Source organism: Bradyrhizobium sp. (assembly GCF_035273305.1).
GTDB lineage: Bacteria > Pseudomonadota > Alphaproteobacteria > Rhizobiales > Xanthobacteraceae > Bradyrhizobium.
In genome coordinates this window covers 1-2,909 of record NZ_DATEPI010000064.1, presented here as the reverse complement: position 1 = coordinate 2,909, position 2,909 = coordinate 1, and the positions used below count along the sequence as shown (strand labels likewise).

The 2,909-nt window shown below is 60.0% G+C and carries 3 protein-coding genes and 1 tRNA gene; all 4 read left to right on the top strand.

What is annotated here, in order from left to right; all coding sequences use genetic code 11:
* Position 1 precedes the first annotated feature (1 nt).
* The 4 genes from VJV58_RS04265 (at position 2) to VJV58_RS04250 (ending at position 2,742) form a co-directional block, all read left to right on the top strand.
* The gene (locus VJV58_RS04265; RefSeq protein WP_324136100.1) at positions 2-523 is read left to right on the top strand and encodes a TRAP transporter small permease; all 522 of its coding nucleotides are present in this window, start codon (positions 2-4) and stop codon (positions 521-523) included.
* Positions 523-1,806 (top strand): TRAP transporter large permease subunit, encoded by a 1,284-nt coding sequence (locus VJV58_RS04260; protein ID WP_324136099.1) that lies wholly within the window; start codon positions 523-525, stop codon positions 1,804-1,806. The genes VJV58_RS04265 and VJV58_RS04260 overlap by 1 nt, the downstream gene beginning before the upstream one ends.
* Positions 1,807-1,909: 103 nt before the next feature.
* Positions 1,910-2,494, top strand: coding sequence for a Spy/CpxP family protein refolding chaperone (locus VJV58_RS04255; protein ID WP_324136098.1), 585 nt, complete (start codon positions 1,910-1,912; stop codon positions 2,492-2,494).
* A gap of 172 nt (positions 2,495-2,666) precedes the next feature.
* A tRNA-Lys gene (locus tag VJV58_RS04250) sits at positions 2,667-2,742 on the top strand.
* The last annotated feature ends 167 nt before the right edge of the window (positions 2,743-2,909 follow it).

Sequence of the window (2,909 nt, the reverse complement as noted above, 5' to 3'; positions counted from 1 at the left end):
GATGGCGGCCGCGACGATTCTGATTTTTATCTCCGTGGTCCATCGCTTCGGCACCGGCGTGCCGTTCCTGTATGATTATTTGATCCTCATTCACATCTCCTGGGCGCAGGAGTTGTGCATCTACATGTTCATCTGGATGGCAAAATTCGGTGCAGCCTATGGCGTGCGCACCGGTATCCATGTCGGCGTCGACGTCCTGATCAATCATCTCAACGCGCGCTGGCGCAAGGGCGTCATTCTGTTCGGGCTGCTGGGCGGCGCGCTCTTTACGCTCATCGTCGGCTCGATGGGCGCCAAGTTCGTGCTCGAACTGATGAGTACCGATCAGGTTTCGCCCGATCTGGAATTACCGAGTTGGCTGGTGTACGCGTGCATTCCGCTCGGCTCCTACCTGATGTGCTTTCGCTTTCTGCAGGTGTCATGGACCTATTACAGGACCGGCGACCTGCCGCATCATGACGCGACGCATGTCGAGGGAGTCGAAGTCAGTCCGACCGCGCCGATCGCCGTGGGAGAGGCGTGATGAGCGCCGCCCTGATTTTCGGACTGCTGTTCGCATTGATGCTGACGGGGATGCCGATCTCGATTTCGCTCGGCCTCACCGTGCTGACATTCCTGTTCACGATGACCGAGGTGCCGATCGAGAGCGTCGGGCTGAAATTGTTTTCCGGCCTCGATAACTTTGGGATCATGGCGATTCCGTTTTTCATCCTGGCCGGCACCTTCCTGACACGGGGCGGGGTCGCCCGCCGGATGATTGCGTTCACGACCTCGCTGGTCGGCCATCTGCCCGGCGGCCTCGGACTTGCCGGGGTGACCGCGTGCGCGATGTTCGCCGCTATTTCGGGATCCAGCGTCGCTACTGTGGTCGCGATCGGCTCGATCATGATGCCGGCGATGGTCGAACACGGCTATCCACGCCGCTTCGGCGTCGGTGTGATCTCGACCTCGGGCGCGCTCGGCATCCTGGTGCCTCCCTCGATCATCCTCGTGCTGTACGGAGTTTCCACCAACACGTCGATCGGCGCCCTGTTCATGGCCGGAATCGTGCCGGGTCTCATCCTGGCATCGATGCTCGCTGCGGTGACCTGGTTCATCGCCTGGCGCAACGACTATCCGCGAATGCCCAGAGCCACGTTAGGGCAGCAATGGTCCGCGTTTCGTGAAAGTGCCTGGGGACTGCTGCTGATCGTAATCGTGCTCGGCGGTATCTACGGCGGCGTCTTTACGCCGACGGAAGCCGCAGCGGTTGCCGCGGTCTACGCCTTCTTCATCACCGTGTTCGTCTACAAAGAGCTAAAGCTGCTTGAAGTGGGCAAGGTGCTTCTGCAGGCCGCGAGCATGAGCTCGATGCTGCTCTACATCATTACCAACGCGGTGCTGTTCTCGTTCCTGATGACGCACGAACAGATTCCGCAGGAAATGGCGGCCTGGATCATCGACAAGAATTTCAGCCTGTGGATGTTCCTGCTGGTGGTCAACATCCTGTTGCTGGCGGCTGGTAACGTGATGGACCCGTCGTCGATCCTGCTGATCATGGCGCCGATCCTGTTTCCACTTGCGACCAAGATCGGCATCCATCCGGTTCACCTCGGGATCTTCATGATCGTGAATACGGAGGTGGGATTGTGCCATCCGCCAGTCGGCCTCAATCTGTATATTGCCAGCGGCATCGCAAAGATGGGTATCAGCGAAATCACGATCGCGGTGCTGCCCTGGCTGTGCGCCATGCTGGTATTCCTTGGGCTTATCACCTACGTCCCAGAGATATCGCTGTGGCTCCCGCGAGCATTGGGAATGATTTGACGCGAGATTACATTTTTGTAAGGCGGCGCAGTATTTCGAAAACGTAAGTTGATTGCGCCGCGTGGGGTGCTCATCTTCGCGGGTAGCTTCAGAGGAGGCCCATATGAAGAACTTCGCCATTGCCGGGATCGCGGCTCTTGCCATCGCCGGTTCGACCGCGGTCTATGCGCAACATCGTCCGTGGTTTCACGAGCACATGCGGCACATGCGGCTCAGTGCCGAGGATCGCGCCGCTTTTACCGACGCGCGGATCGCCGCCGTCCATGCCGGTTTGAAGCTCAACGCCGAGCAGGAGAAGTTGTGGCCGCCAGTGGAAAGCGCGGTGCGTGATTTCGCGAAGCTGCGTTTCGAACGCGCCAACGCGCGGATGGAGGCACGGCGGAATGAATCGCAGGATCAGCAGAAACCGGCCGATCCGGTGGCCAGGCTACGTCAGCGCGCCGACAACATGATAAGTTCGGCGGCGGCTCTGAAAAAGATCGCGGACGCCGCAGACCCCCTCTACAAGACGCTCGATGACGGCCAGAAGCGTCGCCTCGCTATTCTGACGCATATGGAAGGCCGGTTTGGCCGAAGCTGGCGGCACCATGGCTTCGAGCACGGCATGATGGGGGGCGACAGGGATCACGGCCAGGACCGGCATGACGGCCGGGATGACCGTAGTCAGGGCGGACCGGAACGGCTCTGAACCGGCCGATTTCGGCGGCACGGAATTGAAGCAAAAGCCGCGGCAATTCCGGCGGCTTGTGCTGTGTTGAAGCGGTCCGGATCGCCGGGAAAACCCGCCGGGCTTGCTGGACATCGGGGAGTCGCTTTGCTAAACGACGCCCACTTGCGAAGGCTTTCCGGGGCCGACTTCCGGGCGCATAGCTCAGTTGGTAGAGCAGATGACTCTTAATCATCGGGTCCCAGGTTCGAGCCCTGGTGCGCCCACCAACATTTCCAATGACTTAGCCGAAACCGCCTCAGTACCAAAATCTCGCGTGTCCGCAATATGTCCGCGTTAAAGGCGAGAGCCGCGCGTGTGTGTCACGAGCGTGCCGACATAGCGTGTCGATAGGCTGCGTACCTAGTCGGAAATGGACCTCTCGCCCAGCCCGTTG